Source organism: Hamadaea tsunoensis DSM 44101 (assembly GCF_000428945.1).
Taxonomy (GTDB): domain Bacteria; phylum Actinomycetota; class Actinomycetes; order Mycobacteriales; family Micromonosporaceae; genus Hamadaea; species Hamadaea tsunoensis.
This window is the reverse complement of the sequence record NZ_AUAX01000005.1, coordinates 405,355-424,933: the sequence shown is the minus strand read 5'-3', so window position 1 is coordinate 424,933 and position 19,579 is coordinate 405,355. Positions and strand designations below refer to the sequence as shown.

The 19,579-nt window shown below is 71.7% G+C and carries 23 protein-coding genes; 11 read left to right on the top strand and 12 right to left on the bottom strand.

Annotated features, from left to right (window positions below; genetic code table 11):
• Positions 1–6: 6 nt before the first annotated feature.
• From G401_RS0112100 to G401_RS0112070, 7 genes are read right to left on the bottom strand one after another with little or no spacing between them, the layout of a single operon-like run.
• Positions 7–894: a type II secretion system F family protein gene (locus G401_RS0112100; protein WP_027342720.1), complete on the bottom strand. Its 888-nt coding sequence runs from the start codon at positions 892–894 to the stop codon at positions 7–9.
• The gene (locus G401_RS45110) at positions 891–1,802 is read right to left on the bottom strand and encodes a type II secretion system F family protein (RefSeq protein ID WP_064741739.1); all 912 of its coding nucleotides are present in this window, start codon (positions 1,800–1,802) and stop codon (positions 891–893) included. Before G401_RS45110 ends, G401_RS0112100 begins: the two co-directional genes overlap by 4 nt.
• Complete coding sequence (locus G401_RS0112090) at positions 1,799–3,301, bottom strand: CpaF family protein (RefSeq protein WP_027342719.1); 1,503 nt, start codon at positions 3,299–3,301, stop codon at positions 1,799–1,801. The genes G401_RS45110 and G401_RS0112090 overlap by 4 nt, the downstream gene beginning before the upstream one ends.
• Positions 3,298–4,065, bottom strand: coding sequence for a hypothetical protein (locus tag G401_RS45105; protein ID WP_051366524.1), 768 nt, complete (start codon positions 4,063–4,065; stop codon positions 3,298–3,300). Before G401_RS45105 ends, G401_RS0112090 begins: the two co-directional genes overlap by 4 nt.
• Positions 4,062–4,802, bottom strand: a complete 741-nt coding sequence (locus G401_RS45100; RefSeq protein WP_157545614.1) for an SAF domain-containing protein — start codon at positions 4,800–4,802, stop codon at positions 4,062–4,064. Before G401_RS45100 ends, G401_RS45105 begins: the two co-directional genes overlap by 4 nt.
• Positions 4,799–5,716 carry a hypothetical protein gene (locus G401_RS0112075; protein WP_051366522.1) on the bottom strand — a complete coding sequence of 306 codons (918 nt, stop codon included), beginning with the start codon at positions 5,714–5,716 and terminating at the stop codon, positions 4,799–4,801. The genes G401_RS45100 and G401_RS0112075 overlap by 4 nt, the downstream gene beginning before the upstream one ends.
• A complete protein-coding gene (locus G401_RS0112070) occupies positions 5,710–6,231 on the bottom strand; it encodes a hypothetical protein (RefSeq protein WP_027342717.1) in 522 nt (173 codons plus the stop codon). The genes G401_RS0112075 and G401_RS0112070 overlap by 7 nt, the downstream gene beginning before the upstream one ends.
• Before the next feature lie 175 nt (positions 6,232–6,406).
• Here G401_RS0112070 and G401_RS45095 point away from each other — a divergent pair, with 175 nt between their 5' ends.
• A complete protein-coding gene (locus tag G401_RS45095) occupies positions 6,407–6,988 on the top strand; it encodes a hypothetical protein (protein WP_157545612.1) in 582 nt (193 codons plus the stop codon).
• 180 nt (positions 6,989–7,168) lie between these two features.
• Here G401_RS45095 and G401_RS0112060 read toward each other — a convergent pair whose 3' ends face one another.
• Together G401_RS0112060 and G401_RS45090 are read right to left on the bottom strand one after the other, a co-directional pair.
• Positions 7,169–7,531: a PIN domain-containing protein gene (locus G401_RS0112060; protein WP_034591282.1), complete on the bottom strand. Its 363-nt coding sequence runs from the start codon at positions 7,529–7,531 to the stop codon at positions 7,169–7,171.
• 162 nt (positions 7,532–7,693) lie between these two features.
• Positions 7,694–8,458: a GGDEF domain-containing protein gene (locus G401_RS45090; protein ID WP_051366520.1), complete on the bottom strand. Its 765-nt coding sequence runs from the start codon at positions 8,456–8,458 to the stop codon at positions 7,694–7,696.
• A 303-nt stretch (positions 8,459–8,761) separates the two neighbouring features.
• Between G401_RS45090 and G401_RS0112050 the strand changes: the two genes are divergently transcribed.
• The 6 genes from G401_RS0112050 (at position 8,762) to G401_RS0112025 (ending at position 13,251) form a co-directional block, all read left to right on the top strand.
• A complete protein-coding gene (locus tag G401_RS0112050; RefSeq protein WP_407636854.1) occupies positions 8,762–9,025 on the top strand; it encodes a DUF397 domain-containing protein in 264 nt (87 codons plus the stop codon).
• 126 nt (positions 9,026–9,151) lie between these two features.
• Complete coding sequence (locus tag G401_RS0112045; RefSeq protein WP_027342714.1) at positions 9,152–10,045, top strand: helix-turn-helix domain-containing protein; 894 nt, start codon at positions 9,152–9,154, stop codon at positions 10,043–10,045.
• Between the two features lie 55 nt (positions 10,046–10,100).
• On the top strand, positions 10,101–10,910 hold the full coding sequence (locus G401_RS0112040; RefSeq protein ID WP_051366519.1) for an SAM-dependent methyltransferase: 810 nt from the start codon (positions 10,101–10,103) through the stop codon (positions 10,908–10,910).
• Between the two features lie 137 nt (positions 10,911–11,047).
• Entirely contained in the window at positions 11,048–11,539 is a 492-nt protein-coding gene (locus G401_RS0112035) for a hypothetical protein (RefSeq protein ID WP_027342712.1), read from the top strand.
• An 18-nt stretch (positions 11,540–11,557) separates the two neighbouring features.
• The gene (locus G401_RS52615) at positions 11,558–12,610 is read left to right on the top strand and encodes a sensor histidine kinase (protein WP_084557095.1); all 1,053 of its coding nucleotides are present in this window, start codon (positions 11,558–11,560) and stop codon (positions 12,608–12,610) included.
• Positions 12,607–13,251, top strand: a complete 645-nt coding sequence (locus G401_RS0112025; RefSeq protein ID WP_027342711.1) for a response regulator transcription factor — start codon at positions 12,607–12,609, stop codon at positions 13,249–13,251. Before G401_RS52615 ends, G401_RS0112025 begins: the two co-directional genes overlap by 4 nt.
• Positions 13,252–13,265: 14 nt before the next feature.
• On the opposite strand, the gene G401_RS0112020 is transcribed toward G401_RS0112025, so the two are convergent.
• Positions 13,266–13,706 (bottom strand): hypothetical protein, encoded by a 441-nt coding sequence (locus G401_RS0112020; RefSeq protein WP_169734175.1) that lies wholly within the window; start codon positions 13,704–13,706, stop codon positions 13,266–13,268.
• A 307-nt stretch (positions 13,707–14,013) separates the two neighbouring features.
• Here G401_RS0112020 and G401_RS0112015 point away from each other — a divergent pair, with 307 nt between their 5' ends.
• Both G401_RS0112015 and G401_RS52610 read left to right on the top strand, forming a co-directional pair.
• The gene (locus tag G401_RS0112015) at positions 14,014–15,516 is read left to right on the top strand and encodes an HAF repeat-containing protein (RefSeq protein WP_027342709.1); all 1,503 of its coding nucleotides are present in this window, start codon (positions 14,014–14,016) and stop codon (positions 15,514–15,516) included.
• Between the two features lie 68 nt (positions 15,517–15,584).
• Positions 15,585–15,944 (top strand): GlsB/YeaQ/YmgE family stress response membrane protein, encoded by a 360-nt coding sequence (locus G401_RS52610; RefSeq protein ID WP_064741738.1) that lies wholly within the window; start codon positions 15,585–15,587, stop codon positions 15,942–15,944.
• A 147-nt stretch (positions 15,945–16,091) separates the two neighbouring features.
• On the opposite strand, the gene lepB is transcribed toward G401_RS52610, so the two are convergent.
• Positions 16,092–16,784 (bottom strand): signal peptidase I, encoded by a 693-nt coding sequence (gene lepB / locus G401_RS52605; RefSeq protein ID WP_051366516.1) that lies wholly within the window; start codon positions 16,782–16,784, stop codon positions 16,092–16,094.
• Complete coding sequence (locus tag G401_RS0112000; protein WP_027342708.1) at positions 16,781–17,095, bottom strand: PadR family transcriptional regulator; 315 nt, start codon at positions 17,093–17,095, stop codon at positions 16,781–16,783. Before G401_RS0112000 ends, lepB begins: the two co-directional genes overlap by 4 nt.
• Before the next feature lie 106 nt (positions 17,096–17,201).
• Here G401_RS0112000 and G401_RS0111995 point away from each other — a divergent pair, with 106 nt between their 5' ends.
• Together G401_RS0111995 and G401_RS0111990 are read left to right on the top strand one after the other, a co-directional pair.
• Positions 17,202–17,678 (top strand): MarR family transcriptional regulator, encoded by a 477-nt coding sequence (locus G401_RS0111995; RefSeq protein WP_084557090.1) that lies wholly within the window; start codon positions 17,202–17,204, stop codon positions 17,676–17,678.
• Between the two features lie 20 nt (positions 17,679–17,698).
• On the top strand, positions 17,699–19,459 hold the full coding sequence (locus G401_RS0111990) for an MFS transporter (RefSeq protein WP_027342706.1): 1,761 nt from the start codon (positions 17,699–17,701) through the stop codon (positions 19,457–19,459).
• The last annotated feature ends 120 nt before the right edge of the window (positions 19,460–19,579 follow it).

The following is a 19,579-nucleotide window of genomic DNA, read 5'->3' as shown; positions in this document are numbered from 1 at the left end:
AGCTGTTCAGACCTGCCGGAACAGGTTGATCATCAAGGGGTAGATCAGCAGGGTGAGCAGGATCATGATCAGTAGCGTGGTCGGAATGTCCAGATGCGACGTACGCGTCTTCGCCCGCTCCACCGAGCGCACCCGGATCTGGTCGCGCAGCGATTCGGCCTGGGCCCGCAGGGTCGAGTAGACCTGCGCGCCGTCGGTTCCGGCGCTGCGCATGATGTCGGCGAAGGTGGCCAGCTCCCCGACGTCGATCAGCTGGGCCAGCGCCCGCATCTCGTCCCACGGCGGACTCATCTGCAACTGGGCCGTCAGCAGCGCGGTACGCAGCCGCGCGTACGGCCAGCCGTGGCAGATCCCGGCCGCCCGCTCCATCGCCTCGACGGCGCCGTGGCCGGCGCGTACCTGGTGGGCGGTGAGGGTGGCGTAGGTGCACAGTGCCCGGATGAACTCCAGCCGGGCCACCTTGGCCTTGCCCACCAGGTCCAGGTGCACGACCCAGGCGGCCAGCACGGCGAACACGAGCGTGATCGCGATCGGGATGTAGACCGACACGTCGATCCGCAGGACCACGATGACGACCGTGGACAGCGCGGGGACGAGCATCGCCAGCAGCGCCGAGGCGAGCATCGAGATCATGTGGTCGCGCTGGGACTTCCCCACGATCTCCAGGTCGGCGGGGGGAGCGCGGAACAGGTCCTCGATCGAGAACGACCGCGTACGCGTCGGCTCGACCTGGACCGGCGAGGGCTCGATGACGACCGGCACGGGGTGCAGCCGCCGCAGCGCGGGCCCGATGGCCGGGGTGGCCGGCCGGAACTGCGCGATCAGCAGGGCGACGCCGTAGCCCCCGACGCCCCCGCCGATGATCGACACGGCCAGCCAGAAGTTCAGGTTCATTCGGCACCGCCCTCGGTCGCGAGATCCGCCGTGAACCCGTGCGCCCGCAGCAGCCGGGGGCGGCGCTCGGGCAGCGACAGCGACCGGATCCAGAGCATCAGCAGGACGAAGACGACCGACAATGCGAAGATCACCGTCTGCCCGAGGAACGACCGGTACGCCGACGCCGTACCGGAGTTGAGCATCGACCAGACCAGGACGCTCACCGAGCAGCCGGTGAGGAACTTGACCGTGAACCGGGCGGTGGCCCGCTCGGTGTCCACCATGGACCGGCTGGCGATCTCCCCGGCCAGCGCCTCGGAGATGTCGGCGAGCGCGTTGTGCAGGCCCTCACCGGCGTCGGCCAGCTGCAGGATCAGCGGCGCCACGACCTCGTCGCAGCTGTAGTCGTCGAACTCGTCGGCGAACGCGCGCAGCGCCACCTCCGCGGCGACGCCGGCCTGCAGCCGGGCCGCGAGAACGCGTACCTCCGAGGTGATCAGGGACGACGTCGTCGTGCGGGCCGCCGCGACCAGGGCCGCCTGCAGTCCCAGACCGTTGCGTACGTAGTCGCTGACGCGGCGGGTCCACTCCTCCAGCGCGGTCAGCTTGGCCAGGGCCTGCTTCTCGGCGCCGGCCGCGGCGAACAGCCACGGCACGCCGGGCACCGCCACCAGCACCAGCAGGCCGCCCATCGGCCAGCCGGTCAGCAGCCAGACCAGCGCACCGCCGACGACCCCGGTCACGATCAGCGCCTGCCGCTTGCGCGGCTGCTCCAGCCCCTCGCCCAGCAGCATCTGGCGCAGCCAGGCCCCGAACGGCGAGCGCGGACCCGGCGGCCGCGTCGTGCCGATCCAGAACACCAGGGTCAGCCCGATACCGCCCGCCACCAGGAGGAAGGCCAGCGCCGACAGGATCAGCTCCATCATCCGCGGGACCGCCTCGTGCGCAGCTCACGCGCCCACGCGCCGCGATTGTGCGGACCCGCCTCGATGTACGCCGTCAGCTCGCGCAGGTCGTAGCCGGCGTCCATGAGATCGTCGCGGATACGTTCGGGCAGGTGACGCGGCACGGCCCGGCCGTCGGCGCCCGGCCCGAAGACGGTGGTGGTGACCACCCGGTCGTCGCGCATGCCGCCGACCTCGATGACGTGCGAGACGAACCGGTGCTCGGCGCCGCCGATGGCCCGCTCGTCGACCACCGCGGTGTAGACGATCAGGTCGATGCCCTGAGCGGCCATGCGCAGCGCCTGATCCGCCCCGATGTCGTTGCCGTAGGAGCAGGCCAGCTGCACGATCGAGTCCATCACCTCGCGCGCTTGCCGGGCATGGATCGTGCACATCGCGCCCCGGCTGACGGTCATCGCCCGCAGCATCGGGACGATCTCCCGGCCGCGGGTCTCGCCCACGATCACCCGGCGTACGCCGAGCCGCTGCGTGATCGGCATCATGTCGTGCAGGTTGCGTTCGCCGCGACGCCGGCCGGCGTGGTCGTACTCGCCGTGGCCCTGCAGCGCCTCCAGGCTGATGACCCAGTTGGAACCGACCGGCTCGTGCAGGCCGAGTTCCCGGGACTCCTCCAGGGTGATGTACGGCTCGGCGACCGGGATGGTGCGCGCCAGCGCGCGCAGCAGGGTGGTCTTACCGGAACCGGCCAGCCCGGCGATCATGATGTTGGCCCCGGATTCGAGGGCCTTCAGGAGGAACCGGTGCAGCAGCAGGTCGATCATGCCCCACTTGTCGCGCAGTTCCTCCAGCGTCGCGTCGAAGAGGCTGTGCTTGCGGATGTAGACGACCGGCCGTGGCGAAACCTTGTACAGCACCGTCATCCGGGAGCCGTCCGGCAGCTGCATGTCCAGCTCCGGATTGGACTCCGACAGCTGCCGCTCGGTCGACGCGACGCGCATGGCCAGCACCTGGAGCATCGTGATCAGCTCGTCGTCGGTATCGGCGACGGGCTCGCCCCGCGTACGCGAACCGTCGGCGTGGTGCAGCAGGACCTGGTCGCACCCGATGATGTGCACGTTGGTGATGGACGGGTCGTCGAGCAACCGCTGCAGCCGGCCCGCCCCGAACATGCCGGCCACGACGGCGTCGAGCAGCGCCCGTTCCAGGGCCGGGCTGACCGGCTTGCCGGCATGGGCCATGCCGACCGCGTAGTCGGCGATGACCTCCCTGCCCAGCCGCTCCGCCATCTCCCGCCGGTACGCCGGGGTCACGTTCGCCGACTCGGTCAGCAACCGGCTGAGCTGGTCGCTGACCCGGGTGTGCAGCTGGCGTACCACCGCGTAGTCGATCTCGACCGGCGGCGGCCCGACCGGCGGCAGCGCCACGACCGCCGACGGCCCGGCCGTGACGGCGGCGTACGCGTGCCCGTTGAGCCGGGACGGCTCGGCCGCGGCGTGAGCGGGGATCTTCGGTGTGGTCATCGGGCCGCCGGTTGCGGGACGGTGGTCTGCCCGGCGTGGGCGGCGATCGCGGCGGCGGCCCGTTCGCGCAGCCCCGACGCGGTACGCATGAGCGGGCCCCGGCGGCGCCCGCGACCCTGGCCGCACAGGGCGGCCGCCGTCTTGGGATCCCACGCGACCTCGCCGACGACCGGCGCCATCAGGTGCCGGGCGACCTCGCGGCCGGACGATCCCCCGCCGACGAGCACGAGTCCCATGGGGACATTCGCCTCGGCCAGCTCCCGGCGCAGTGCGGCGATGGCGGGCACGGCCGGGGACAGCGTACGCAGCGACCGGGGCCGGACGGCCAGTAGCACGAGGTCGGACTGGCGCAGCAGGGCCAGCGGTGGATGCGGGGCGGCGAGCCGGCCGCAGTCGGCGAGGACCACCGGGCCGAGCGAGGCGAAGAACATGCCGAGCGCGAGCCAGGCCGGTTCCAGCGAGGCGCTCTGCGCCGGGTCGGCGAGGCCGGGCAGGGCCATCCGCTCGCGCTTGTCGCCGTCGAGGTCGATGAGCTGGCCGGCCAGCTCCTGCGGGGCGATACCGCGCAGCGCCGCCCCGGCCAGCGGCAGGATCCCCCGGTCGGCGGGCAGCTCGTAGCGGCTGAGGTAGCCCGAGAGCAGGGCGCCGCCGGCGGGGTCGCACTCCGCCAGCAGGACCGGCGCGGACCAGGTCAGCGCGCAGGCCAGCAGGGTCGTCGAGACGCCCGGCGAGCCCTTGGCGGAGACCATGGAGATGAGCGTCATGACGACGCCTTGGGCGAGGCCGCCGACGGCTCCGGCGACGGATCGACGACCTGGGGCTGGCCGGCGTTCTGCTCGGGCGCGTTGACCAGGGCCACCGCGATGCGCTTGGCCGGGCCGAGGGCGGCGACCGTCGCGGCGTCGGCCGCGGCCACCTCGACGTTGAGCAGCGTGGTCCCGTCCTTGCTGCCCGGCCGCACGTCGACCACGGTGGCGGCGATCGTACGCGGCGGCGTCAGGTCGGGTGAGGTCTGATCGGAGCTGACGCTGTTGTCGGGAATCACCACGAGGACCACGGCGGCCCCGATGGCGAGCCGGGCCGACGGCAGGTACTCCTCGTCCAGCGCGAGGCCGACGAGCTGCTTGCCGGGCGCCGGGATCGGCGTGTCGGTGACCTGGTCCATCGTCAGCAGCGCGCCGGGCACCAGGGCCATCACCGCGTGCTTGCCGATCACCTTGCCCGCCTGGCTCGCGGCGACCGGCCGCAGGCCCATCGCACTGTTGACCCGGACGATCAGGAGGTCCTGCACGGTGATCGCCTGCCCCTGCCCGACGGGCCGGGCGACGGCGAGATAGTCCTGTGTGGACCCCATGCGCTGGGCGACGTAGCCGGCGGTGAGCGCGCCGGCCGCGATCAGCAGCACGGCGAGCGCGCCCTGCCACAGCGACCGGCGGCGGGGCGCCAGCCGCGGGACGGTGAGCGGCGCGGCGGGCGGCCGGGCGGACGTGACCATGCTCATTTCGTCACCACCTGCATTTCGTCGATACGGAGAGTGGTGTTCGAGGAGCGCTGAACGTCGAGGTCTCCGCTCTCCCCACCACCGGTCCAGTGCACGTGCCAGTAGGTGGTGGCCACGACGGCGTACCGGCCGCCCTTCCGGCCTCGCGAACTCGTCGTGTACACGTAGCCGCAGGGGGTCTTACCCGTCGATCCGTACGAGGTCAGGTACGGCTTCCCGGGATTGCGGCACGTCTTCGTCTGGCCGTCGCCCATCGACCAGACGATCTTCGTCGACGTGGCGGTGGCGGTGACCGACAGACCCGGGACGGCGGCGGTGGCCGAAACCGATCCCCACGTGCTGGGCTTGATCGCCGTCCACATCCACACCTTCAGGCCGACCAGGCCCGCGCCGGCGCGGCTCGGTGCCGTCCCGATGGCGGGACCGTCGATGGGCAGCTGGTTGATGGCACGCAGCGCCAGTTCGAGGGGTGTGGGGCCGCCGCCGTAGCCCGGCGGCGCGTTCGTGAGGTAGCGCGTACCGGAGAGCTCCCAGCCGGCCGCCGCGCCGCCCCAGCACCAGACGTTGTACATGTCGCCCTTGCTGGGATCGTGCGAGCCCCAGATGGGGTCGTTGATGGACAGCGACAGCCGGTCGTAGTAGCAGCCGTCGGTCGGGTTGTACCAGCCCAGACCCGCCTTGTGGCACGGGATCTCGCCGAGCTGCGGGTCGTAGCACTTCGCGCCGCCACCGCCGCCGCCACCACCTCCGCCGCCCCCGCCACCGCCGCCCGATCCGGTCACGACGATGTAGCAGGGTCCGTTGTCCGGCGGGCAGTAGATGTAGTCGGCCAGCGCTGCGGACGGCGTGACGACCACGACGCCTACGGCGATCAAGATGAAGGCGAGGAGTTGCCCGATCCGCCGCTTCAGCATGACGAACTCCGATCCGCGCGCGACTCGACCCAGCGCCAGCGGGCGTCGGGATACAGCCCGGCCCGCAGGGTCACCGGGTACCGGTGGTTCTGGCCGGCCTTGGCGACCGACTTCCCGGTCGCCTTGGCCACCGTGTCGGTGCCGGCGTCGTCCACACAGGCCTCCACGACGATCGACGTCGGGCTCACCGAGACCACCCGGCGCAGCGTCACGTGCGGCGTACCGGTCCGGACCAGGCCCTGGTCCCGCATCAGGTCCAGGTCGCGCTCCAGCGCGGACAGATACGGGCCACCCGCGTACGCGTACATCGGGCGCTTGGTCGTGTCGTCGGTCCAGTCGTAGACGCCGGTCTGCGCCGCCTTGAGATAGATCATGTTCAACCGGAGGTACGCCTGCCACGCGTCGTTGACGACGGCCTGATCGGCGGCCTCGATGCTCGGCTGCGGCGCGGGCCGGTACGCCGGCGAGGACGGCAGAGCGGACGGCTCCACGCGCTCGGTGCACGCGGAAGCCATTGACAGCAGCAAAAGTGCAGCCGCCAACAATCGTCCACAATGGCCGATTCGCGCCATGCATCCCCCCTCGTCACGCGCTAGTGATCTACTGGCGGTGACCATGTGCACACGGAAAGCTTGCGCTCCCGAGGGCCGATCGTACGATGATTGGCACCTATGTAACAAGGGGTGATCAATGTCCATACGTACAGTGCGGTTTGCCGGATCTTCCGATCGCCGGCCCGGCCCGATCTCCTGGTGGACCCTGTCCGACCTGGCCCTGGGCGTGCTCGTGGTCGGTACGCTCGCCGGGGTGGCCCTCGCCGGGCAGCCTGTGTGGATCCGGCTGGCCGTCGCGTGGTGGGCCGCGTTCGCCCTCCTCCTCGCCCGCGTCGACGTCCGTACGCATCGACTTCCGCTGCCGTTCATCGCGGCGATGTCAGCCGGCACCTGCCTGCTGCTGGGGATCGAGGACGTCGGGCGGCTCGGGCGGGCGGCCGCGGCGGGCGCCGTCCTGTCGGTCGGGTTGTTCCTGCTCTGCCTGCCCCGGCGCGGAATCGGCCTCGGCGACGCGATCCTCGGCTTCCCGATCGGGGTCGCGCTGGGCTGGTCCGGCTGGGGGGCGCTGCTGCTCTGGCCGCTCGTGACCAGCCTGGTCATGGCGGTGTGGGCGCTCGTCCTGCTGGCCCTGGGGAAGGTGCGCTGGCAGTCTTCGCTACCGCTCGGCCCGTTCCTGCTGCTCGGCGTCGTCCCCGCGATCGCCCTGACCGCCGCCTGACCCCCACCCACCGCGGACCACCGCACCCACCCGGCCCCTGCCCCGGCCGCGGACCGCCCTCATGATCCCGTTTGGATCAGGGAAATCACCCGAATCATGGACCAAGATTCGGGTGACAACCGTGATCCAAACCAGATCATGGGCCGGCCCACGGCCGGGCCCCGAGAGGGGGCGGAGGGGTCAGGGGTAGGGAAGGGATCTGGGGCCGGTCACCTCGGCGCCGAGCGCCGTGACCCGGTCCCGCAGTTCGCGGTCCGCCGTGACCACGACGACGGTCCGATCCCCGGCCCGGCCGGCCGCGACGACCGCCACGATCGCGTCGTCGCCGGAGCCGGGGGCGCGCTCCACGCGTACTCCCGGAATGGGCGGGACATCGCGGGCCGCGCCCTCGACGACCAGGACGACCTCGACGGACCTGGCCTCGCCCAGACCGGCCAGCGCGTCGCGGAGCTTGACCGCGGCGCCGCGGCGGTCCCGCCACCATCCATTGGGGACGGATCCGACCACGTTGGCCGCGTCGACGACGAGCAAGGGCTCCACCAGGACATTGTGCCGTACGCGGCGCGGCGGGGACGGCTGTCGGGCCGTCCCCGCCGCAGCCGCTCGGCCCCGGTGTGAGGGGAACCGGCTCCTCGGGGGGTGGGGGCCGGCGGGACCGGGCGGTGCGACGGCCGCGGCGTCTCCACGGGCCGCGGCCGAAGTGCGTCAGGACTTGCGGCGCCGGGCGAGAGCCTGTGCGCTGCAGTACGCCGGCCAGACGATCCGGTGGCTCTCGGCGTGCGGGTCGTGGGTGGGGTCGTGCAGGGCGAGGATCGGATGCGCCCCGTTGGTACGCCGCTGCGTGCGGCCGCGGCGGACCGCGGCGTCGGCCCGGCGCAGCGCACCCGGCAGCCCGTCGGACGGGTGGACGGCGGCGATGCCGACGGAGGCGGCCGCGCGCAGCCAGTGCCCGGCCGCCCAGATCGGCATGGCCAGCATCCGGGCGAGTTCGCGCTCGTCCGGGTACGGCGTCGAGAAGGGCGACGACGAGTTGGCCAGCAAGCCGACGAACTCGTCGTCGCCCATCCGGGCGACCAGCTGACCGGGGGCGTAGTCAGCGAACCGCCGGGCCAGGGCGACCAGCACCTGGTCGGCCGCGGCGCGACCGAGCTGCGTGCTGATCTTCTTGATGTCGTCGAGCACGACGAGGACGGCGACCAGCGGCGGCTGCTCCGGTTCCGCCAGGAGCTCGGCGCTCATCTCGTCCAGCGCGCGCCGGTTGGGCAGCCCGGTGACCGGGTCCTGGCGGGCGGCCTGCCATTCGGCCTGCAGCCGGCGCTGTAGCGCGGCCGCCTCGGCCGCCACCCGCCGGATCCGCCGCCGCGACCACAACACCGCGCCGGCGGCGACGGCGAGCGCCGTCACCGCGGCTGCGATGAGCACAGGGTCGAATGGGTCCACAGTGGCCGTCCCTTCGTCGGACGCCGTCATTCCGGAGATCGTCCTTTTGGCGGAGTTCCGGGTGGCACTCTCGTATCGCCGTGCATGGTCCGAAAAGATGATGTGTGTGCGCCTCGCCGATCGGCGCCCGTCTGGCTGTTCGACCGGAAAAGCCGAGCTACCGCAGTGGGCCGCTTGGGTTATGATGCGCCACGCATGTTGCAAATGCAAGAGCGGATGCACGTGCAGATGACCGTGCGAACCCGGGGGCGGGCAGGGCGGAACGCAGGCAACATCCCCTCCGAGGGCCTCACCAGGCCATCGAGTGGGATTGATGAGGAGGAGATAGTTTTCGTGACGACCGACGTCCGCGCCTCAGGATCATCCGTCTACTCCGGCATGCCGGGTTCGGCGCTGGCCCATCTCGCCTGGCGCAAGAGCCGGCGCAGCAACTCCAGCGGGAACTGCGTCGAGGTCGCACGCCTGCCCGAGAACGCCGGCTTCGCCGTCCGCAACTCCCGCAATCCCGACGGCCCGACCCTCGTGTTCACCCGCGACGAGATCACGGCATTCCTGGCCGGCATCCGCGACGGTGACTTCGATGATCTGGTTGAGTAATCTGGACGCTCCGACGGGTAACCCACCCCCGGCCGCCCGGGGTGCCGGGTCCGGAGGGCGTGGCATGCTTACGGATCGAGCGCGGGCGACCGCGGGCGACCTTCGGCCGGCAGCGGAGGAGAGAGCGTGACATCGCCCCCCACGGATGGCGGGACAGCCGGTGGCGGACCCACCGCGCTGCGCATCCTGCTGGGGGCCAACCTCCGCCGGCTGCGCGAGGCCCGCAACGTCACCCGGGAGGACGCGGGCTGGCAGATCCGCGCCTCCGAATCGAAGATCAGCCGGATGGAGCTCGGCCGCGTCAGCTTCAAGGAACGCGACGTCGAGGACCTGCTGACGCTCTACGGCCTGCATGACGGCGACGAGCGCGAGCGGCTGCTCGCCCTGACCCGCGAGGCGAACGCGCCCGGCTGGTGGCACCGCTACAGCGACATCCTGCCGGGCTGGTTCCAGCCGTACATCGGGCTGGAGGCCGCCGCCTCGATGATCCGCAACTACGAGGTCCAGTTCGTCCCCGGCCTGCTGCAGACCGAGGAGTACGCGCGGGCTCTCGTCCGGCTCGGCCACGGCCGGGCCGACGCGGACGCCATCGAGCGCCGGGTGGAACTGCGCATGCGCCGCCAGCAGGTGCTGTCCCGGCCGGACAACCCGCCCCAGTTCTGGGCGGTGGTCGACGAGGGGGCGCTGCGCCGGCCGATGGGCGGCCGCGACATCATGCTCGCCCAGATCGAGGCGCTCATCGACGCGACCTCGCTGCCCAACGTCCGGGTGCAGATCGTGCCCTTCGACGTCGGCGGGCACGCCGGGGTGGGCGGCGCCTTCAGCATCCTGCGCTTCGCCGATCCGGACCTGCCCGACGTGGTCTACGTCGAGCAGCTCACCAGCGCTCTCTACCTCGACAAACGCGACGACATCGATCAGTACGCGCTGATGATGGAGACGCTGTGCATCGAGGCGGCCCCGCCGGAGCGTACGCACGACCTGCTCTATCGCATCGCCCGCGACCTCAAGGGCGAGTGAAGCCGCCCGGCGGACGGGCACGCATCGACATCCCTATTACCGTAAGGTGCACCCCGTGACTGAGACGATCCCCGGCGCCGCGGACCCCCTGTCCCGGTTGGACACTTCGGTGGCCCATTCGGCCCGGCTGTGGAACTACCTGCTCGGCGGCAAGGACAACTTCGCCGCCGACCGGGAGGCGGCCGAGCAGGTGCTGGCCTTCATGCCCGAACTCGTCGAGTCGGCCCGCTACAACCGCGGCTTCCTCGGCCGCGCCGTCCGGCATCTGGCCGGCGAGGTCGGCGTACGGCAGTTCCTCGACATCGGCACGGGGCTGCCGACCGCCGACAACACCCACGAGGTCGCGCAGCGCGCCAATCCGGCCGCGCGCATCGTCTACGTGGACAACGACCCGATGGTGCTGGTGCACGCGCGGGCCCTGCTGACCAGCACGCCCGAGGGCGCCACGAACTACATCGACGCCGACGTACGCCGGCCGGACGCCATCCTGGCCGCCGCCGCCGAGACGCTCGACTTCGACCAGCCGGTGGCCGTGATGCTGCTCGGGATCATGAACTTCGTGGTGGACGACGACGAGGCGTACGCGATCGTGCGCAAGCTCGTCGACGCCGTGCCGGCCGGCAGCTACCTCGTCTTGTCGCACCCGACCAAGGAGGTGCACGCCGAGGCGGTCGAGCAGGCCATGCAGATGTGGAACTCCAGCGGTTCCGCGCCGATCTGCTCGCGTACGCCGGAGCAGATCGCGCGGTTCTTCGACGGTCTGGAGATCCTCGAACCGGGCATCGTGACGGCGTCGCAGTGGCGTCCCGACGGCGACGACACCACGATCGTCACCGAGTACGCCGCCGTCGGCCGCAAGAACTGAACCGGCCGCACGAACTGAACCGGCCGCACGAACTGAGGCCACCGCAGAACTGAGGCAGCAAGGGGTGGACCCGGTTCCACCCCTTCTCCACCCACGGTTCGACGCCGCGCGCGTCCATGATCCGTACCGTCGTGGACATGAACGCTGTGACCATCGTGCTCATCGCCGGCCTCGTGATCTGGACCATCGCCGGCCGGATGGCGGGCCGCCCGCTGCGGACCCGCAGGCTCTTCGTCATCCCCGCGATCCTGGCAGTGATCGGCCTGACCCGGCTGAACGGCGTCCACCTGACCGTCATGGACATCGCCCTGCTGGTGGTCCAGGTCGTGCTCGGTCTCGGGCTCGGCGCGCTGCGCGGCTGGACGATCCACCTCTACGAGCGCGACGGCTTCCTCTGGATGCGCTACCGCTGGACCACCGTGGCGCTGTGGGTGCTGTCGATCGTGGTCCGGCTGGCCTTCGCCTTCGGCGGGCACATGGTGGGCGCCGACGACGGCAACAGCCAGGTGCTGATGATCGGTTTCGGGGTCAGCCTGCTCGGCGAGGGCCTGATGGTGGCCTGGCGGGCCAACGGCCTCGGCATCCCGTTCGCCCCGGACGACCGCGCCCGCGGCCGGATCCTCGGCTGACCGGGTACAACTAGTCCCATGAGACCCGGCTGGTGGGTGTGGCTGCGCAGCGCCATCGTCCTGACGTTGATCGTCGTGGCGGCGGTCAGCAGCGGCCCCCGGCCGGTGACCGCGTGGGCGATCGCCGGGCTGGCGGCGGCCGCCCTCGGCTGGATTCCCGGCGTGCTCCGCCCCGGCGACGTGCGCTGGGAACTCGCCGGCCTGGCGCTGCTCGGCTTCGGCGGTCTCACGATCATCGCCTGGCCCAACGGCATCGGCCTGGTCTTCCTGATCACCGCGACGCTCCGGGTCGCCCGCCAGATCCGCCCGGCGGTCGCCGCCACCGCCGCGTCCCTGCTCGCCGTCGCCTTCATCCTCGTCCTGCTGGTCACCGGCGACCCCATGCACCTGCTGTGGCCGGGGCTCGGCCTGATCGCGCTGTGCCTCGTCGTCGGGTTCGCCCGCCGGCAGAGCGACGAGCTGCGCGTCGCCGCCCAGCAGGCCCGCGCCATGGCCGAGCGGACCGACCTCGCCCGCGAGGTCCACGACGTCCTCGCCCACTCTCTCGGCGCGCTGGCCGTCCAGCTCGAAACCGCCGACGCTCTGCTCGAACACGGCCGCGCGGACCAGGCCCGCACCTCGGTCCAGCGGGCCGGCCGGCTCGCCCGCGACGGCCTCGCCGAGACCCGGCGCGCCATCGGCGTCCTGCGCGGCGACTCCGTCGGCCTCGGCGAGCTGCTCGGCGAGCTGGCCGACGCGTACGAGGGCCAGGCCGAGGTCGCCGTCGAGGGCACGCCCGGCCCCGTCGATCCCGGCAAGACCCTGGTCCTCTACCGCACCGCGCAGGAGTCCGTCACCAACGCGCGCAAGCACGCCCCAGGGGCAAAGATCAACATCATTCTCGCGTACGCCGAGACGAGCGTGCGGCTCACGGTGACGAACGACGGCGCCGGGCCGGCCGGCGACCTGGCCGGGACCGGCGGCGGCTACGGCCTCGCGGGCCTGCGCGAACGCGCGCGCCTGGCCGGCGGCGTGTTCGAGGCCGGGCCGGTGGACGGCGGCTGGGCCGTGAATGTGACGATTCCCCGGTGATCTCCGTGGTGGTGGCGGACGACCAGACCGCCGTACGCGAAGGCCTCGCCGTCCTGCTCGACCTGCTGGACGATGTGACGGTGGTGGCGACCGCCGCCGACGGCGAGGAAGCCCTGCGCCTGGTGGCCGAGCACGCCCCCGACGTGGTGCTCATGGATCTGCGGATGCCGCGGGTCGACGGGGTGGCCGCGACCGCCCGCATCCACGCCGAGCATCCCGGAACCCGGGTCGTCGTCCTCACCACGTACGCCGAGGAGGCCGACATCGTGGCGGCCCTGCGCGCGGGCGCGACCGGTTACCTGACGAAGGACGCCAACCGCGAGCAGATCGCCCAGGCCGTCCGGGCCGCCGCGGTCGGTGCCGCGGTGCTCGACGCCGAGGTGAGCCGCCGGCTCGTCGCCGCCTCGGACCCGCCCGGCACGCGGGTGGATCTCCCTGACGAGCTGACCGCCCGCGAGGCCGAGGTGCTCGCGCTGATCGCCGAGGGGCTGTCCAACCGGCAGATCGCGACCCGGCTGTACGTCAGCGAAGCCACGGTGAAGTCGCACATCAACCGGCTGTTCGCCAAGACCGGCGTACGCGACCGGGCGCAGGCGGTGCGGTACGCGTACCGGCACGGGCTCGGCGGGCCGCCCGCCTGACCGTCGCGTGTGGACTAGTTCCAGTCCATGCTCAGCAGGAGTTCCATGAACTCGGCGAGGCTGACCGGCCGGGCCGACAGCTGGTACGCCGCTCCCCCGTCGGTCCAGCGCGCCTCGTAGCCGCCGGGCGTGCCGTCGGCGTGGACGCGTACCGGGTGGGAACCGAGGGTCAACCGGGCGACCAGTCCCTCGGCGGGAGCCGGGTGGTCGAGACCGGTCGTGGCGTGGACGCGTACCTCCGCATCACCGTGCCGGTACGCGACGAACCGCTGGGCCTCGGTGGCGATGGCGCTGCCGGGAACGGTGGTCCAGGTCGGCGGCGGCACCGGCCCGGTCGGCGCGGCCACCCGCGGGAGGCGTACGCGGTCGGCGAAGGCGGTGCCGGACCGCAGGGTGGCGGCGACGCGGCGCAGCAGCAGATGCGGGTACGCGGGCACGGGAACGCTCACTTGCATGCGGGGCTCCATCGGGCGAGCCGCGGGGTGGGCGGCTGATGGGCGGCCGGGTGCGGCCGACGGCGAGCCCGACGTTGCGCTCGGCATTTCACGATGCCCCACCTTCCGGACCACCGCCCACCCGCGTCCACTCCTCGGGACGCCCGCGCGCCCGCCGCCCTTCACGATCCCTGATCGGAGCCGGTCGGGGAGTCGGCACGCGCGGCAACGTTTCCAACATGTTGACAACCGTCACTGTCCACCGCAGGGTGATGGAGCGCTCTCCCGGACCCCGGAAACTCTCACCCGGCACTGGATTGGGGACATCGTGTCCACCCGCACCCGTTGGGCTCTCATCAGCTCCGCGCTACTGGCCGGCGGCCTGCTCGCCGCACCCGCCGCGGCCGCGGCACCGGCCCGCTACACCATCGTCGACCTCGGCGTACTCAGCACCTCCACGTACGCGATCAGCGTCGCCAACGCGATCAACAACGCCGGCGTGGTGGTCGGCTACACGACCGTCGCGTCCGGCGCGGAACACGCCTTCAAGTGGGCGAACGGCACCATGACCGACCTCGGTACGCTGCCCGGCGCGGGCAACAGCCGGGCGAACGCGATCAACGACGCCGGGCAGGTGGCCGGGACCGGCGACCGGGCCACGACGTCCTACGGCTACCCGATCCGGTGGAGCGCGAGCGGCGTACCGCAGGATCTCGGCGGGCCGATCGAGAACCGGCTCGGCGTCGGCAACGGCATCGACCCGGCCGGCCGCGTGGTCGGCGGGCGCCGGCCGGCGGACTCCGAGGGCAGCCCGCTCGCGGAGATCTTCGACCTCGCGGGCAACGGCACCTACCTGGCGAACCCGCCGGACCAGCTCGGGGCGGCCAACGGCATCAACGCCGTCGGCCAGGTCGTCGGCACGCCCGCCTTCGTCTGGCAGAACGGCTCGCTGGCGTTCCTGCCGGGGCTGCCCGGCCAGCCCAGCGGCGCCGCCGCCACCGCGATCAACATCCGCGGCCAGGTGACCGGCGCGGCCGCGGTCACGGGCCCGTCCAACACCCATGCCGTCCTGTGGTCCGGTCCGTCCATCGTGGACATCGGTACGCTCGACGGCATCACCTACAGCACCGGCCTGGCGGTCAACGCGGCCGGGGTCGTCGTCGGGACCGCCGATCCGATGTGCCAGCCGTGCGTCTCGCCGCGCGCCTGGATCTGGCGGCCGGGTGGCACGATCACCGCGCTCGACACCCTCATCGGGACCGGCACCGGCTGGACGCTGGAGCGCGCGAACGGCCTCAACGACCTGGGCCAGATCGTGGGCGTCGGCCGGCACAACGGCGCGTACCACGCGTTCCTGCTGACGCCGCTGTTCCACGCGTCGGTCAACTTCCAGCCCGCGGGCTCGACCGTCCCCACCGGGTACGCGAAGGACACCGGGGCCGTGTACGCCAACCGGGGCAACGGTCTCAGCTACGGCTGGTCGGTCGACAACACGGCGAACACGCGGGACCGGGACGCGGCCAACTCCCCGGACCAGCGCTACGACACGCTCAACCACGCCGCCCGGCCGACGAACGCGAACTTCTGGGAACTGGCCGTGCCGAACGGCACCTACGTCGTCCACGTGGCGGCCGGTGATCCGTCCAACACCGACAGCGTCTACCGGATAGCCGTCGAGGGCACCCTGGCCGTCTCCGGTACGCCGACCACCGCGAACCACTGGGTGGAGGCGACCGTGACGGTGACCGTGACCGACGGCCGGCTGACCGTGACGAACGCCACCGGGGGCGTCAACGACAAGCTGTCCTACCTGGACGTCTTCAGCGGCTGACGGCGGGGCGGTTTGGAATCCGGGAGATTCGGCAAAGGTACCGGCAGACCTGAGGGGAGCGATTGCAGATGCGGATCGACGACATCGTCAGCGCCATCGTGATCGGCCTCGTCGTGGGTACGCTCGGTCGCCTGGTCATCCCCGGCCGCCAGAGCATCGGCATCCTCACGACCTGGCTCATCGGATTCGGCGCCGCCTTGCTGGGGTCGTGGGCGTCCAACGCCCTCGACGTCACCGACAACGCCGTGGCCCATTTCGACTGGAACGCGGTGAACTGGCACTTCTCCTGGAGTTGGGCGGAGCTCGGCATCCAGGTGGCGTTCGCGGCGATCGGCGTCATGCTGGCGGTCGCCGTCGGCCGGGCGCTGAGCTTCCGCCGCGGTGAGGAGCGGCCCCGCCGCCGCACCCGCCGGACGCGCAACGCCTGACGGCTACCCGAACGAACCGCACGGAAGCTCCGGCCCGGCCCGCCACCAGGGGCCGGGCCGGTCTCGTCCGGCCCGCTTCCGGGATCCCTGCTTCCGGGATCCCCGCGCTGCCGCCCGCCCCGGCCGGTCAGCCCGCGATCCGGCCGGTCAGCCTCCGACCGGTCCCAGCCGGGTGAGCGGCCAGAACCGGCCCACGACCCGGCCCTGGACGGCGGACGCGGCGACCACGCCGAACGCCCGGGAGTCGACGGCGGTGTACCGGTTGTCGCCGAGCACGTAGATGTCGCCGGCGGGGACGGTCGTGTGGTCGCAGGCCGTGAGCGTGCCCGCCGGCAGGTACGCCTCGTCGAGCGGCTCGCCGTTGCGCAGGACGTGGCCGCCGGCGCAGTCGATGACGTCCCCGGGCAGCCCGATGATCCGCCGCAGCATCGGCTCCTGCCGCCCGAACTCCCGGCTCACGTGGAACTGCACAATCTGTCCATAGTGGAGATCGAAACCGGAGTGCTGCACCAGCACCCGGTCGCCGACCGCCAGTGTCGGGTTGTTCGGGTCGGTCGGCACGTACGCGGGCGACACGAGGAACGCCTGCGCCCCCAGCAGCACGGCCGACCCGAGCACCGACGCGTACGCGAGCCGCCAGGCCAGGATCGTGCGACGGGTACGCCGGCCGCGCAGGAGCACGGGAAGTCCACTGAGGACCCAGCGGACGCCCTCTCCCGTGGTGGCCGTCTCCTCGAATTCGCCGAGCAGAGCCTGGCCCCACGGCGTACGCCCGGATCGGTGGACGGCCCACTGGAGCAGGCGGCGGGCGGCGCGGCGGAGGACGGGTTCACGGGTCATGACACGGTCCTGGGGGTGAGGCCGGACAGGGGGATGCTCTTGCGGCCGACGGCGAGCCGCTGCGTGGCGACCTGTACGCCGTCGCCGGTGAGCCGGTAGAGGTGGCGCGGCGGGCGGCCGGGCTCGGCCTCGGCCCAGCGGGTGTCGAGCAGCTCACGCTCGACGAGACGGATGAGGATCGGATAGAGGGTGCCGGACGCCAGCCCGGTCCGCTTGCTGAGCGCGTAGCCGTAATGCCAGCCCTGCGGGTCTTCCAGCAGGGCGTCGAAGACCTTCAGGGTCTGCGGCGAGGTGTCGGGAGTGCGCGGCATATCGAAACTCTACATATGAAGACTTTGACGGTCAACGGCCCATCGTGATCCCGCTCACCCGTCCGATGCATTAACTACTTCTATAAGTACGTGATAGAAAAAGAGCATGCGCCCGACTGAGGTGGTCCCCGCGGAAAGCAGCACAGCGGAAAGCGGCACGGCAGCCGCCGCGCAGCCCGATCTCGTGGTGACCGTCCAGCGCCTCTTCTCCTCGTTCCGGCAGCTGAGCCCGCTCGGGCTCAGCCTCTCCGCGGCATCGACCCTCGCCACGCTCGAGCGCGACGGCGCCCGCCGCCTCACCGAGCTGGCCGTCGCCGAGGGCGTCACCCAGCCGGCGATGACCCAGATCGTGTCGCGGCTGGAACGGGACTCGCTCGCCGCGCGTACCGCGGACCCGTCCGATCGGCGCGTCGTGCTCGTCGAGATCACCTCGGCCGGCCGCGACCTGCTGCACCATCGCCGCCGCGTACGCACGGAGAAGGTCGAGGCGCTCCTGGCCCGCCTGCAGCCGCACGAGGCGGCCGCGATCGAGGCCGCCCTCCCCGCCCTGAACACCCTGGCAACACTCGCCGCACACCCCTGACCCACAACCGAAGGCGAACGATGACCACGCACGACGACCGCTACAAGTGGGTCGCCCTGTCGAACACGACCCTGGGCATGCTGATCGCGACGATCAACTCCTCGATCGTGCTCATCTCCCTGCCCGCGATCTTCAACGGCGTCGGCCTCAATCCGCTGCAGCCCGGCAATGTCGGCTACCTGCTGTGGATGCTCATGGGCTACATGCTCGTGACGGCCGTCCTCGTGGTGACGCTGGGCCGGCTGGGCGACATCTACGGACGCGTACGCATCTACAACCTCGGCTTCGCGATCTTCGCCGCGACGTCGATCATCCTGTCGCTGGACCCGTTCACCGGGGGCAAGGGCGCCCTCTGGCTGATCGGCTGGCGCGTCGTGCAGGCCATCGGCGGCGCGATGCTGATGGCCAACTCGGCCGCGATCATCACCGACGCCTTCCCCGCCAAGCAGCGCGGCATGGCCCTCGGCATCAACATCGTGGCGGCCATCGCGGGCTCCTTCATCGGCCTGGTGCTGGGCGGCGTACTGGCGGAGTGGAACTGGCGCTCGATCTTCTGGGTGAACGTCCCGATCGGCGTCGTCGGCACCATCTGGGCCTTCAAGTCCCTGCGCGACAACGGCGTACGCCGGCCGGGCCGGATCGACTGGTGGGGCAACCTGACCTTCGCGGCCGGCCTCACCGCCCTGCTCGCCGCCATCACCTACGGCATCCAGCCCTACGGCGGGCACTCCATGGGCTGGACGAACCCGTGGATCATCGCCGGCCTCGGCGGCGGCGCCCTGCTGCTCCTCGCGTTCGGGATCATCGAGGCCAAGGTCGCCGAGCCGATGTTCCCCCTGCACCTGTTCCGCATCGCGGCCTTCAGCGGCGGCAACGCGGCCAGCCTGCTCGGCTCGATCGCCCGCGGCGGCCTGCAGTTCATGCTGATCATCTGGCTGCAGGGCATCTGGCTGCCGCTGCACGGCTACAACTACGAGGACACGCCGCTGTGGGCGGGCATCTACCTGCTCCCGCTGACGGTCGGCTTCCTCGCCGCCGGACCGCTGTCGGGGTTCCTCTCCGACAAGTTCGGCGCCCGCCTGTTCGCCGCGGGCGGCCTGCTGCTCATGTCGGCGTCGTTCGCCGCGCTCCTGCTCGTGCCGACCAACTTCCACTACGGCGTCTTCGCCGTCCTGGTGTTCCTCAACGGCTTCGGCGGCGGCCTGTTCTCGGCGCCCAACACCAACCTCATCATGTCCAGCGTCCCGGCCCACCTGCGCGGCGTCGCGTCGGGCATGCGGGCGACCTTCCAGAACGCCGGCATGGTGCTGTCCATCGGCATCTTCTTCTCGCTCATGGTCGCCGGCCTGTCGGACTCGCTGCCGTCCACACTGGACGCCGGACTCACCGCGCAGGGCGTACCGCCGGCGGCGGCGCACACGATCGCCACCCTGCCGCCCGTCGGCACGCTGTTCGCTGCGTTCCTCGGCTACAACCCGATCCAGGAACTGCTCGGACCGCAGGTGCTCGGCAACCTCCCGGCGGCCAACGCGGCCACCCTGACCGACCACCAGTTCTTCCCGAACCTGATCGCGACGCCGTTCCACGACGGTCTGGTGATCGTCTTCTGGCTGGCCATCATCATGGGCATCCTCGGCGCACTCGCGTCGCTCATCCGCGCCAAGAAGGTGCCGGCCCCGGCCGCCGACCTGGTCACGCGGGAAGAAGAACTGCTGGACGAGCTGGGCGTACAGCCGCTGTCGCCGGTGCCCGCCGCGGCCGAGCCGTCGGTCCGGGAGTGATCCGGCGTCGGGAGTAGCACGACACAAGCTCCGCGCGGCCCGGACCGGGGTGGCTGCCCCTTGGGGACGGGCCGCGCGGCATTCTCGTCACAGACCTAGAAGATCCACAGCCATGAGGCG